The 12252-nt window shown below is 58.8% G+C and carries 14 protein-coding genes; 1 reads left to right on the top strand and 13 read right to left on the bottom strand.

The genetic code is table 11. The annotated features are described in order from the left end of the window. The 9 genes from fdx to trmJ all read right to left on the bottom strand — a co-directional run bounded on the left by fdx (position 1) and on the right by trmJ (position 7173). Positions 1–342: an ISC system 2Fe-2S type ferredoxin gene (gene fdx / locus AC1MDT_RS27005; RefSeq protein WP_008014719.1), complete on the bottom strand. Its 342-nt coding sequence runs from the start codon at positions 340–342 to the stop codon at positions 1–3. Further along, positions 342–2207 (bottom strand): Fe-S protein assembly chaperone HscA, encoded by a 1866-nt coding sequence (gene hscA, locus AC1MDT_RS27000; protein ID WP_480419757.1) that lies wholly within the window; start codon positions 2205–2207, stop codon positions 342–344. The genes fdx and hscA overlap by 1 nt, the downstream gene beginning before the upstream one ends. 51 nt (positions 2208–2258) lie before the next feature. Then, entirely contained in the window at positions 2259–2780 is a 522-nt protein-coding gene (gene hscB, locus AC1MDT_RS26995; RefSeq protein ID WP_480422869.1) for a co-chaperone HscB, read from the bottom strand. An 8-nt stretch (positions 2781–2788) separates the two neighbouring features. After that, complete coding sequence (gene iscA, locus AC1MDT_RS26990; protein WP_007903589.1) at positions 2789–3112, bottom strand: iron-sulfur cluster assembly protein IscA; 324 nt, start codon at positions 3110–3112, stop codon at positions 2789–2791. Between the two features lie 34 nt (positions 3113–3146). Next, entirely contained in the window at positions 3147–3533 is a 387-nt protein-coding gene (gene iscU / locus AC1MDT_RS26985; protein WP_003443374.1) for a Fe-S cluster assembly scaffold IscU, read from the bottom strand. A gap of 85 nt (positions 3534–3618) precedes the next feature. After that, positions 3619–4833, bottom strand: coding sequence for an IscS subfamily cysteine desulfurase (locus tag AC1MDT_RS26980; RefSeq protein WP_414908614.1), 1215 nt, complete (start codon positions 4831–4833; stop codon positions 3619–3621). Positions 4834–4883: 50 nt separating this feature from the next. Then, complete coding sequence (gene iscR / locus AC1MDT_RS26975; RefSeq protein ID WP_003227911.1) at positions 4884–5375, bottom strand: Fe-S cluster assembly transcriptional regulator IscR; 492 nt, start codon at positions 5373–5375, stop codon at positions 4884–4886. Positions 5376–5623: 248 nt separating this feature from the next. Further along, positions 5624–6400: a serine O-acetyltransferase gene (gene cysE / locus AC1MDT_RS26970; protein WP_259156655.1), complete on the bottom strand. Its 777-nt coding sequence runs from the start codon at positions 6398–6400 to the stop codon at positions 5624–5626. 2 nt (positions 6401–6402) lie between these two features. Continuing rightward, positions 6403–7173, bottom strand: a complete 771-nt coding sequence (trmJ, locus tag AC1MDT_RS26965) for a tRNA (cytosine(32)/uridine(32)-2'-O)-methyltransferase TrmJ (protein WP_056743185.1) — start codon at positions 7171–7173, stop codon at positions 6403–6405. A 146-nt stretch (positions 7174–7319) separates the two neighbouring features. Between trmJ and suhB the strand changes: the two genes are divergently transcribed. Beyond that, positions 7320–8138: a type III secretion system regulator SuhB gene (suhB, locus tag AC1MDT_RS26960; protein ID WP_137218382.1), complete on the top strand. Its 819-nt coding sequence runs from the start codon at positions 7320–7322 to the stop codon at positions 8136–8138. A 248-nt stretch (positions 8139–8386) separates the two neighbouring features. Here the strand turns inward: suhB and AC1MDT_RS26955 are convergent, their stop codons facing one another. From AC1MDT_RS26955 to yajC, 4 genes are all read right to left on the bottom strand, one after another. After that, a complete protein-coding gene (locus tag AC1MDT_RS26955) occupies positions 8387–8938 on the bottom strand; it encodes a glycine zipper 2TM domain-containing protein (protein WP_480419756.1) in 552 nt (183 codons plus the stop codon). A 119-nt stretch (positions 8939–9057) separates the two neighbouring features. Further along, the gene (secF, locus tag AC1MDT_RS26950; RefSeq protein ID WP_480419755.1) at positions 9058–9972 is read right to left on the bottom strand and encodes a protein translocase subunit SecF; all 915 of its coding nucleotides are present in this window, start codon (positions 9970–9972) and stop codon (positions 9058–9060) included. A gap of 9 nt (positions 9973–9981) precedes the next feature. Then, positions 9982–11850, bottom strand: coding sequence for a protein translocase subunit SecD (gene secD / locus AC1MDT_RS26945; protein WP_480419754.1), 1869 nt, complete (start codon positions 11848–11850; stop codon positions 9982–9984). Between the two features lie 63 nt (positions 11851–11913). Beyond that, the gene (gene yajC, locus AC1MDT_RS26940) at positions 11914–12249 is read right to left on the bottom strand and encodes a preprotein translocase subunit YajC (protein ID WP_053214538.1); all 336 of its coding nucleotides are present in this window, start codon (positions 12247–12249) and stop codon (positions 11914–11916) included. Positions 12250–12252 lie beyond the last annotated feature (3 nt).

The following is a 12252-nucleotide window of genomic DNA, read 5'->3' as shown; positions in this document are numbered from 1 at the left end:
TCAGTGCGGCGCTTCGGCTGCGTGGTTGAGCGAGTATTTCGGAATTTCGACGGTCAGGTCTTCTGTCCCGACGATCGCCTGACAGCCTAGACGCGATTGCGCTTCCAGTCCCCAGGCGCGGTCAAGAAAGTCTTCTTCCAGCTCATCCGCTTCTTCCAGCGAGTCAAAACCTTCACGAATGATGCAGTGACACGTGGTACAGGCGCAGACGCCGCCACAGGCGCTTTCCATCTCGATATGGTGCTCATGGGCCAGCTCGAGAATGGATATACCGGGCTCAGCCTCCACAACCATGCCTTCCGGGCAAAACTTTTCGTGTGGCAGAAAAATGACCTGCGGCATCAGTTATCCTCGATTTCATTCAGGTTGCGCCCCGCCAGAGCGGCTTTCACCGTCGAGTCCAGGCGGCGGGCAGCAAAGGCATCGGTCACCTGCGACAGACGCTTGGTCTGCTGCTCGATGGCGTAACCATCGGTGCCTTTCATCAATTCAGTCAGTTCCTGCATCTGCAGCTCGATGACCATGCGCTCTTCGGCGTCAAGCAGGCGATCGCCGTCGACGTCGAGGGCAGCCTGCACCGCTTCGATCAGGCGCTGGGCATCGACCTGTTGCTCACGCAGTACACGGGCGACCTTGTCATCATTGGCGTGCTGGAAGGAGTCCTTGAGCATCTTGGCGATTTCACCGTCGGTCAGACCATAGGACGGCTTGACCTGGATGCTGGCTTCGACGCCCGAGCCCAACTCGCGAGCCGAGACACTGAGCAGACCGTCGGCATCGACCTGGAAGGTCACGCGAATCTTCGCCGCGCCGGCCACCATCGCTGGAATGCCGCGCAATTCAAAGCGCGCCAGGGAACGGCAGTCGCTGATCAGCTCGCGCTCACCCTGCAGGACGTGGATCGCCATGGCCGACTGGCCATCTTTGTAAGTCGTGAAGTCCTGGGCGCGGGCAACGGGGATGGTGGTGTTGCGTGGAATCACCTTCTCCATCAGACCGCCCATGGTTTCCAGCCCCAGGGACAACGGAATCACGTCGAGCAGCAGTAATTCTTCGCCGTCACGCTTGTTACCAGCCAATGTATCGGCCTGGATCGCAGCACCGATGGCCACCACTTGATCCGGATCGATTTCGGTCAGCGGTTCGCGACCGAAGGCTTCAGCCACCGCTTCGCGAACGCGAGGTACGCGGGTCGAGCCGCCAACCATGACCACCGCGAGCACGTCTTCCAGCTCGATACCGGAATCGCGCACCGCACGACGGCAGGCTTTCAGGCTTCGGGCGATCATTGGCTCGATCAGCGCATTGAAGGCTTCACGGGTCAGCTCGGCCTTCCAGTCGCCATAAGCAACCTCGACAGCCGCGACATTGGTCAGGGCTTCTTTGGCCGCACAGGCGGTCTGCAACAGATTGCGTTGCGCACCCGGATCAAGATCAGCGGAAAGACCTGCGCTCTCGATGATCCAGCCGGCAATCGCATGATCAAAGTCATCGCCGCCCAGGGCGCTGTCGCCACCGGTTGCCAGAACCTCAAACACACCGCCGGTCAGACGCAGAATCGAAATATCAAAGGTGCCGCCGCCCAGGTCATAAATGGCGACCAGGCCTTCAGCGTGTTGATCCAGACCGTACGCCACAGCGGCGGCGGTCGGCTCATTGAGCAGCCGCAGCACGTTCAGACCGGCCAGCTTGGCCGCGTCCTTGGTGGCTTGGCGCTGAGCATCGTCGAAATACGCCGGGACAGTGATCACTGCACCGACCAGTTCGCCACCCAACGTCGCTTCGGCGCGCTGACGCAACACCTTGAGGATATCGGCGGAGACTTCGACCGGGCTTTTCGGCCCCTGGATCGTGTCGATGAACGGCATGTGCGATTCGCCACCGACAAAGCGGTACGGCAGTTGATCGCCCAATTGCTTGACGTCGGACAGACCACGACCCATCAAGCGCTTGACCGACAGCACAGTGTTCAAAGGATCGGTAGCGGCAGCCCGCTTGGCCGACTCGCCCACTTCGACACGATCGGCGTGATAGCGCACGGCAGACGGCAGGATGACCTGCCCGTCAGCGTCGGCCAGAGGCTCGGAAAGACCACTGCGCAATGCAGCGACCAGCGAATTGGTAGTGCCCAAGTCGATCCCCACAGCCAGACGACGCTGGTGCGGTTGAGGACTTTGGCCGGGTTCGGCGATCTGCAGTAGGGCCATCGTTATCAGGACTTATCTGTATATCAAGCGTGCGACCGGAGCGGCACTGGGTTAATCGTCGAGGCGCTCTTCTAACTGGCGCACTTCGTAGGTGAGCTTGTCGAGGAACTGCATGCGACGCATCAGGCGTTCGGCCCGTTCACGTTGCGCTGCATCATCCCAACAGGCTGCGAAGCTTTCGTTCAGCTCATCCTGAGCGACCTTCAGGCGGCGCTTGAACGTGGCAATACCCGCCATGTCGGCGCTGTCTTGCAGGTCTTCGAGCTCTTCACGCAACTCCATCTGCTGCAGAAGAAACTCCGGATCATGCACCGTGACCTCCAGCGGCAGCTCATGACCGCCCAGGGCGAGCAGGTATCGCGCGCGCTTTGGGGGACTTTTGAGCGTCTGATAGGCCTCGTTGAGGCTCGCGGATTGCTCTAGCGCCAGCCGCTGCTCGCGCTCGGAAGCGTCTGCAAAGCGGTCCGGATGAACACCGCGCGCCAACTCACGGTAGCGCGTGGCCAACTGTTCGAGATCCAGACGGAAACTCGGCTGCAGTTCAAATAAAGCGAAATGACAAGGAGTACCCACGAGCAGCCTCAGATGTTGAAGCTTTCGCCGCAGCCACATTCACCGCGTACGTTGGGATTGTTGAACTTGAAGCCTTCGTTCAACCCTTCCTTGACGAAATCGAGCTCAGTGCCGTCCAGGTAGGCCAGGCTTTTCGGATCGATGATCACTTTCTCGCCGTGACTTTCGAACACCTGATCCTCTGCCACCACCTCGTCGACGAACTCCAGCACGTAGGCAAGGCCGGAACAGCCTGTGGTGCGGACACCCAGACGAATCCCTTCACCTTTGCCGCGCCCGTTGAGGGAGCGGCGCACGTGTTGAGCAGCCGCTTCTGTCATGCTGATAGCCATCGGTGACTCCTTACTCGTCGCCAAAACTTGAAATTCAGATCAAGCCTTTCTTCTGCTTGTAGTCGCGAACGGCCGCTTTGATAGCGTCTTCAGCAAGTACGGAGCAGTGAATTTTCACTGGCGGCAGGGCCAGTTCTTCGGCCAGCTGAGTGTTTTTGATGGTCTCTGCTTCATCCAGAGTCTTGCCTTTCATCCACTCGGTCGCCAGGGAGCTGGAAGCGATAGCCGAACCGCAACCGTAGGTCTTGAACTTGGCGTCTTCGATGATGCCTTGCTCGTTGACCTTGATTTGCAGACGCATCACGTCGCCGCACGCCGGGGCGCCGACCATGCCGGTGCCGACATCTGGGTCTTCCGCGTCCATCTTGCCGACGTTACGCGGGTTTTCGTAGTGGTCGATGACCTTTTCGCTGTAAGCCATGATTCTTAATCCTCACTCATCAGAGAGTCGCTCTTTAAGCCCTGCAAACCGCAGTTTTACAGGGCCGGTTCGCGGCGACTTGAAATCAGTGTGCCGCCCACTCGATTTTCGAAATGTCGACACCGTCTTTGTACATGTCCCACAGCGGCGACAGAGTGCGCAGCTTGGTAACGGCCTCGCAGACTTTCTGCGCGGCGTAGTCGATTTCTTCTTCGGTGGTGAAACGACCGAAGGTGAAGCGAATCGAGCTGTGTGCCAGTTCGTCGTTGCGGCCCAGGGCGCGCAGTACGTACGAAGGCTCAAGCGAAGCCGAGGTGCACGCCGAACCGGACGAAACCGCCAGATCCTTGAGTGCCATGATCAGCGACTCGCCTTCAACATAGTTGAAGCTCAGGTTCAGGTTGTGCGGTACGCGGGCGGTCATGCTGCCGTTGACATACAGCTCTTCCAGGCCTTCGACCTGCTTGAAGAAACGGTCGCTCAAGGCTTTGATGCGCACGTTCTCGGCAGCCATGTCTTCCTTGGCTACGCGGAAGGCTTCGCCCATGCCGACGATCTGGTGAGTCGCCAGGGTGCCGGAACGCATGCCACGTTCGTGACCGCCGCCATGCATGGTCGCTTCGATGCGCACACGCGGCTTGCGGCTGACGTACAGCGCGCCGATGCCTTTAGGGCCATAGGTTTTGTGGGCAGAGAACGACATCATGTCGACTTTCAGCTTCGACAGGTCGATGTCGACCTTGCCGGTGGACTGAGCAGCATCGACGTGGAACAGGATGCCCTTGGAGCGGGTCAGTTCGCCGATGGCTGCGATGTCGTTGATGGTGCCGATTTCGTTGTTCACGTGCATGACCGAAACCAGGATGGTGTCGTCGCGCAGGGCAGCTTCGATCATCTCTGGCGTGATCAGACCGTCAGTGCGAGGTTCGAGGTAGGTTACTTCGAAACCTTCGCGCTCCAGTTGGCGCATGGTGTCGAGGACAGCCTTGTGCTCAATCTTGGTGGTGATCAGGTGCTTGCCTTTGGTGGCATAGAAATGCGCCGCACCCTTGATTGCCAGGTTGTCGGATTCGGTGGCGCCGGAGGTCCAGACGATTTCACGCGGATCGGCGTTAACCAGGTCAGCGACCTGACGACGAGCGTTTTCGACGGACTCTTCAGCTTTCCAGCCGAACACGTGGGAACGGGACGCCGGGTTACCGAAGTTTCCGTCGACCAGCAGGCATTCACTCATCTTTTGCGCGACACGCGGATCAACCGGGGTGGTCGCAGAGTAATCAAGGTAAATCGGCAATTTCATGGACTATCTCCTAAATCAGGCTGGCTGGCGTGCCGCTAGCTCTTTGGCTGTCATTCGACGGCGGACGCTTCAATCTTGTCCAGGCGTGGCGCCTTGCTGTTGCAACGGCGCTGATCCTGACGCTGGGCTACTTCTTGCACCTCACGGCGAGTGACAAGGTCAGCCAAGCTGATACCGCTCAGAAATTCGTGAATCTGCAGGCTCAGATCACACCACAAGTGGTGAGTCAGACAGGTGTCGCCGGAGTGGCAATCGCCCTGGCCCTGGCATTTGGTAGCGTCGACCGACTCGTTTACCGCATCGATCACTTGAGCGACCTGGATGCCCTGCATATCGCGGGACAATTGGTAGCCGCCGCCCGGTCCACGGACACTGGAGACCAGATTGCTGCGACGCAATTTGGCGAAAAGCTGCTCGAGGTAGGACAGGGAGATGCCTTGGCGCTCGGAGATATCGGCCAGGGACACCGGCCCGTGCTGCGCGTGCAACGCCAGGTCAAGCATGGCAGTTACGGCGTATCGGCCTTTTGTAGTCAGTCGCATGGACAATTACCACGGAGTTCGGAATGGGGCGAGTATGCAATTCCCGAGTATTTAAGTCAACTATAAGACCTAGTACTTTAGTCAGGTTTACCCGCAAAAGAGCGCGCGCATCATAGCAAAGGCTGGCGGCGTATCACCAGCAAATGCGCGTTATCGTTCTTCGCGAGCAGGCTCGCTCCCACACTGGTTATGTGTGTGCCACAGATCCAATGTGGGAGCGAGCCTGCTCGCGAAAAGGCCAACGCGGTTTAGCCGGCCTTGCTTTCGTCCTTACCCTTTACACAGGCAAAGTCTTCTTCGCGCAGCTCAGGCAGATCCTTGGCGCAGTAGTTACTGCCCAGGTCCTTCAACGCACCACACATCCCCTCCAGACGGCCATCAACTGCTTGCAGATGATCCAGCAACTGACCAATGGCACGCGCCACCGGGTCGGGCATGTCTTCGCCGACGCCGTAGGCATCGAAACCGATCTTCTCAGCCATGGCCTTGCGCTTGGCATCCTGCTCGTCGTCGGACTTGACGATGATCCGCCCAGGAATCCCGACCACGGTCGCACCCGGTGGAACCGCCTTGGTGACCACGGCGTTAGAACCGACCTTGGCGCCCGCCCCCACGGTAAACGGACCAAGCACCTTGGCGCCCGCCCCCACTACCACGCCATCTTCAAGTGTCGGGTGACGCTTGCCCTTGTTCCAGCTGGTCCCGCCCAACGTCACGCCCTGATAAAGGGTGACATCGTTGCCGATCTCGGCCGTTTCACCGATGACGATGCCCATGCCATGGTCGATAAAGAAGCGACGGCCGACTTTGGCGCCCGGGTGAATCTCGATCCCGGTCAACCACCGACCGAAGTTCGACACCAGTCGGGCCAACCACTTCCAGCCCATGCCCCACAGGGCAGACGACAAGCGATGAATCCAGATGGCATGCATGCCCGGATAGCACGTCAGGACTTCGAAAGCGTTACGCGCCGCCGGATCACGATGGAAAACACTCTGAATATCTTCACGCAAACGCTCGAACATCATCAATCCTTCCGTTTTAGAAGCTCGCCACGGGCCGCTTTTTGGGTTTCCGTGAGGATGCCACGCAAAATATTCATTTCCGCCCGGCTGACCGAGCTTCGTCCGTATAACCGGCGCAGGCGCGCCATCAAATGCCGTGGCTTTTCCGGATCGAGGAATTCAATGGCCACCAGGGTTTGCTCCAGGTGCTCATAGAATCGCTCCAGCTCATCCATGGTCGCCAGCTCACCGCTTTTGGTGGACGCCACTTCATCCTTCTCGACCTTGCTCGGCTGACCTTGGGCCGCCAGCCAGGACATGCGCACTTCATAACTCAACACCTGCACCGCCGCCCCAAGGTTCAGCGAGCTGAACTCAGGGTCTGATGGGATGTGCACGTGATAATGACATCGCTGCAGCTCTTCATTGGTCAGGCCGGAATCTTCACGACCGAACACCAAGGCAATCTCGGCGCCCTGCGCTGCTTCCTCGACGACCTTCACACCGCATTCGCGGGGATCGAGCAACGGCCAGGGAATGCGACGATCACGGGCGCTGGTGCCCAGCACCAGATTGCAGCCGACCAAGGCATCTTCCAAGGTGGCGACGACTTGCGCGTTTTCAAGGATGTCACCGGCACCGGAAGCGCGAGCATCAGCCTCGTGGTGCGGGAACAACCGCGGTTCGACCAGCACCAGCCGCGACAGGCCCATGTTCTTCATGGCACGCGCCGCCCCGCCGATATTCCCGGGATGGCTGGTATTGACCAGGACGACACGAATGTTTTGCAGCAAGGGAGGCGCTCTCGAACACTTTAATGGGGAGCAGAATCTTACAGCTCAACCTACCGTTAAGCTATGAAAGCGAACACTGACCTTCACCTGTAGAAACTTTCTGATAGAATGCCCGGCTTTCTTTAACAACCTTAGGTGACACATCCATGCAGCCCATGCTGAATATCGCGCTGCGCGCCGCCCGCAGCGCCAGTGAATTGATTTTCCGCTCCATCGAGCGCCTGGATACCATCAAGGTCGACGAAAAAGACGCCAAGGATTATGTATCCGAGGTGGATCGCGCCGCCGAACAGAAAATCATCGATGCGCTGCGCAAGGCCTACCCGAATCACTCGATCAGGGGTGAAGAGACCGGCATGCACGCCGGCACCGGTATCGAAGGCGAAGAATACCTGTGGATCATCGATCCGCTGGACGGCACCACCAACTTCTTGCGCGGCATTCCTCACTTCGCTGTCAGCATCGCCTGCAAATACCGCGGTCGCCTGGAACACGCAGTCGTTCTGGACCCGGTTCGCCAGGAAGAATTCACCGCCAGCCGTGGTCGCGGCGCCCAACTGAACGGTCGTCGCCTGCGCGTCAGCGGCCGCACCAGCCTGGACGGCGCCCTGCTGGGTACCGGCTTCCCGTTCCGTGACGACCAAATGGACAACCTCGACAACTACCTGGGCATGTTCCGCGCCCTGGTTGGCCAGACTGCCGGCATCCGTCGTGCTGGCTCGGCGAGCCTGGACCTGGCCTACGTGGCCGCCGGCCGCTTCGACGCCTTCTGGGAGTCGGGCCTGTCCGAGTGGGACATGGCTGCAGGCGCCCTGCTGATCCAGGAAGCCGGCGGTTTGGTGAGCGACTTCACCGGCGGTCACGACTTCCTTGAGAAAGGTCACATCGTTGCCGGCAACACCAAGTGCTTCAAAGCAGTCCTGACGGCCATCCAGCCGCACCTGCCAGCCTCGCTGAAACGCTAAGCGACCGGCCACAAAAAAGCACCCTGCGGGGTGCTTTTTTTATGCCTGGAATTTAATCCCAAGAACATCACAAAACCAATGTGGGAGCGAGCCTGCTCGCGAATGCGGTGTATCAGCCACCACTAATGCTGGATGTGACGACGCCTTCGCGAGCAGGCTCGCTCCCACAGGAATCTGTGGTGGGGCATATATTCCGGGTACAAAAAAAGCACCCCGCGGGGTGCTTTTTTTGCCCTGGCATCAGCTAATCACTGAGCTGGCGGGTTCTGGGACAGGATCAGCTTACCTTCCTTGTCGACCGGAATCTGGTTACCCGGATCGCGATCCATCCGCACTTTGCCTTCCTTGCCGTCCAGCGAGTAACGGACGTCGTAGCCAACAACCTTGTCGCTGATGTCATTCACGGTGTTACAGCGAGTTTGCATCGTGGTGGTGGTATCACGGTTCTGCATGCCTTCCTGGACCTTGTTACCGGCATAACCGCCGCCAACTGCGCCCGCGACAGTGGCAATCTTCTTGCCATTACCGCCACCGATCATGTTACCCAGCAAACCACCGCCCACCGCACCGACGACGGTACCGAGGATCTGGTGTTCATCTTTGACCGGCGCTTGCCGAGTCACGGCTACATCCTTGCAAACTTCACGTGGCGTCTTGATTTGTGTCTTGACCGGTTCAACGGCCAGAACTTGCGCATACTCAGGGCCGTTCTTTTTAACCAGGCTGTAGGTGGCAAAAGCGCCCCCGGCAGTCACAGCAACAGCCCCCAATACCGCACCAACCAGCATCGACTTGTTCACATGAACCTCCTTACCATCACATGCGGGATTTACCCGCGCTTCTCCCAGCCTTGGAGCACAAAAAAAGGCGCGAGTTCAACTCGCGCCTTTTTTGGCTGACAACTGAAAACCGATGACCGTTATGGACGGTCGTCGATTTCCTTCTCGGTAGCCGCAGGAGGAATCAGATCCTCGCTGTTCAGGTTCAGCCAGATCAACACCACGTTCGCGATGTAGATCGACGAGTAGGTACCCGCCAGCACACCAATGAACAAGGCGATCGAGAAGCCGAACAGGTTGTCGCCACCAAAGAACAGCAGTGCCGAGATCGCCAGCAAGGTGGAGATCGACGTCGCCATGGTCCGCAGCAGGGTTTGCGTGGTCGAGATGTTGATGTTCTCGATCAGGTTGGCCTTGCGCAGTACACGGAAGTTCTCACGAACCCGGTCAAATACCACGATGGTGTCGTTGAGCGAGTAACCGATGATCGCCAGTACCGCCGCCAGCACTGTCAGGTCGAAAGTGATCTGGAAGAACGACAGGATACCGACGGTCACGACCACGTCGTGAATCAGCGAAACGATGGCGCCGACCGCAAACTTCCACTGAAAGCGGAAAGCCAGGTAGATCAGGATGCCACCCAGCGCCATCAGCATGCCGAGGCCGCCCTGGTCGCGCAGCTCTTCACCGACCTGCGGGCCGACGAACTCGACGCGCTTGACCACCGCCGGGTTATCGCCGCCGACTTTTTTCAAGGCATCAGCCACCTGGTGACCCAGTTGTGGGTCTGCACCTGGCATACGCACCAGCAGGTCGGTGGTTGCACCGAAGCTCTGCACGATGGCTTCGTGATAGCCCGCTGTAACCAGTTGCTCACGCACCTTGGTGACGTCGGCCGGACGCTCGTAGGTCAGCTCGATGAGCGTACCGCCGGTGAAGTCCAGGCCCCAGTTCATGCCCTTGTGGAAGCAACTGAACAACGCCAGTGCAGTAAGGAACAATGTGACGCCGAACGCAAAGTTGCGAACGCCCATGAAGTTGATTGTACGTAACATGGCAGCCCCTTAAATCCACAACTTCTTGAAGTCACGACCGCCGAAGATCAGGTTGACCATCGCGCGGGTCACCATGATGGCCGTGAACATCGAGGTAAAGATCCCGAGGGACATGGTCACTGCGAAGCCTTTGACCGGGCCGGTGCCCATCGCAAAGAGAATCCCGCCGACCAACAGTGTGGTCAGGTTGGCGTCGAGAATCGCGGTGAATGCCCGGCCGAAGCCTTCGTTGATTGCCCGTTGTACGGTCATGCCCGCCGCGATCTCTTCACGTATCCGCGAGAAGATCAGTACGTTGGCGTCGACCGCCATACCCATGGTCAATACGATACCGGCGATACCCGGCAGGGTCAGCGTTGCACCCAACAGCGACATCAAGGCCAGCAGCAGCACCATGTTCACCGCCAGCGCGACGGTGGCGATGACGCCGAAGAAACGGTAGATGGCCATGATGAACAGCGAGACAAACAGCATGCCCCAGAGTGATGCATCGATACCTTTGGTGATGTTGTCGGCACCCAGGCTCGGGCCAATGGTGCGTTCTTCAGCGAAGTACATCGGTGCGGCCAGACCACCGGCACGCAGCAGCAGCGCCAGTTCGGACGATTCGCCCTGACCGTTCAGGCCAGTGATGCGGAACTGGGCACCCAGTGGCGACTGGATGGTCGCCAGGCTGATGATCTTCTTCTCTTCTTTAAAGCTTTGAACCGGCACGTCTTTCTCGACGCCATCAACCACTTGCTTGACGTAAGTGGTGACCGGACGCTGCTCGATGAAGATCACCGCCATGCTGCGACCGACGTTGCTGCGAGTCGCACGACTCATCAGCTCGCCACCATGACCATCCAGGCGGATGTTCACTTCTGGCGTGCCGTGCTCGCCGAAGCCAGCCTTGGCGTCAGTCACCTGGTCACCGGTGATGATCAGGCCACGCTCGATCTGTGCCGGCGGACGCTTGCCTTCACGGAACTCGAAGGTTTCGGAAGTGGCCTTCGAAGCACCCGGCTCAGCAGCCAGACGGAACTCAAGGTTGGCCGTCTTGCCGAGGATACGCTTGGCTTCTGCGGTGTCCTGCACGCCCGGCAGCTCAACCACGATGCGGTTGGCGCCCTGACGCTGAACAATCGGCTCGGCAACACCCAGCTCGTTGACGCGGTTACGGACCGTGGTCAAGTTCTGCTTGATGGAGTATTCACGGATTTCCGCCAGCTTGGCCGGGGTCATCGCCAGACGCAGCACCGGCTGACCATTCAGATCGGCCGGAACAATGTCGAAATCGTTGAAGCTCTTGCGGACCAGCGCACGGGCTTCTTCGCGGGTCGCTTCATCAGTGAAGCCCAGCTGAATGGCACCGTTGAGTTGCGGCAGGCTGCGATAACGCAGTTTCTCTTTACGCAACAGGCTCTTCACATCGCCTTCGTACACTTTCAAGCGTGCGTCGAGGGCTTTGTCCATGTCCACTTCCAGCAGGAAGTGCACACCACCGGACAAGTCCAGACCCAGCTTCATCGGGTGCGCGCCGAGGCTGCGCAGCCATTGCGGGGTGGTCTGTGCCAGGTTCAGTGCAACGACGTAGTCATCACCCAATGCCTTGCGCACGACGTCTTTGGCAGGCAGCTGGTCTTCAGCCTTGGTCAGACGAATCAGACCGCCCTTGCCGTTTGCCGCCAAAGTGGCAGCCTTGACGTTGATCCCGGATTCCTTGAGCGCTGCGCTCACACGATCCAGATCAGCCTGATTGACCAACAGCGCAGTACTTGCACCGCTGACCTGAATGGCCGGGTCATCAGGATATAGATTGGGAGCGGAATAAATCAGACCGACCGCCAGCACCGCCAGGATCAGAATGTATTTCCACAGAGGGTATTTGTTCAGCATCACGCCGCCCGCTTATGACGCGGGGCGCCTTGCGCGCCCCGTCGATTGAGTAGAAGTTGGAACTTAGATCGCTTTTAGCGTGCCTTTTGGCAGCGTGGCGGCAATGGCGCCCTTCTGGAACTTCATTTCGACGGTGTCGGAAACTTCCAGAACAACGAAATCGTCGGCCACTTTAGTGATCTTGCCGGCGATACCACCGGTGGTCACAACTTCGTCACCTTTCTGCAGGCTGCCCAGCAGGTTCTTCTGCTCTTTGGCGCGCTTGGCCTGTGGACGCCAGATCATCAGGTAGAAAATGACCAGGAAACCGACCAGGAAAATCCACTCAAAGCCGCCGCCCATAGGGCCTGCCGCAGGTGCAGCAGCATCAGCCATGGCATTAGAGATAAAAAAGCTCATTTA

This window comes from Pseudomonas sp. ASL7 (assembly GCF_056680375.1).
Note: the sequence above shows the minus strand (reverse complement) of the source record. Positions and strands in the feature narration are given on the sequence as shown.